The following is a 558-nucleotide window of genomic DNA, read 5'->3' as shown; positions in this document are numbered from 1 at the left end:
TCCAATTCAATGGTATTTTGATCTTTTTTTAATTTATCCAATACATCTTGAAGATTTTCTTTTTGTTGAAAATCATAATCAGTTCCTTTGACTGGCAAAAAATTGCCTGTTGGAATTTTATTAGCATTTAATTCCAGCTTTTTGCTACTATTTATTTTCAACCACTGTGTTTTTAAATCATGTTGAGAATCAGTTACATTGAAATAAGCATGCAGAGTTGGATTAAAGAGAGTTGTTTGATCGGATTTTCCCACAAAAGTAACAGTCACTCGATCATTTTCGGTCAAAGTATAGATAATTGTTGCTTCTAAATTTCCCGGGTATTGGTCATCGCTTGATTTAACATAGTGTTTAAAAATAACGCTGGCTTGTTTTTCATCCGACCTGCTTTCGGCTGACCAATTAATAAAAGAAAAACCATGGCTGCCACCGTGCAAAGCATAATCTTTTTCATTGTTTTCAATATGATAATTCTTATCAGCGATTGAAAATTGGGCTCCAGCTATTCTTCCGGCAACCCGGCCAACCGCTTTGCAGAGATAATAAGGAGTCTTGACA

General features: G+C 34.6%; 1 protein-coding gene. It reads right to left on the bottom strand.

The window, feature by feature from the left end:
• Positions 1-558, bottom strand: a 558-nt coding sequence (locus KH893_RS11620; RefSeq protein WP_486606297.1) for an aldose epimerase family protein, incomplete at both ends; no start/stop codon positions are given.

Source organism: Liquorilactobacillus sicerae (assembly GCF_029916425.1).
Lineage (GTDB): Bacteria > Bacillota > Bacilli > Lactobacillales > Lactobacillaceae > Liquorilactobacillus > Liquorilactobacillus sicerae.
The sequence above is the reverse complement of the archived record's forward strand: the minus strand, read 5'-3'. Positions and strand labels throughout refer to the sequence as shown.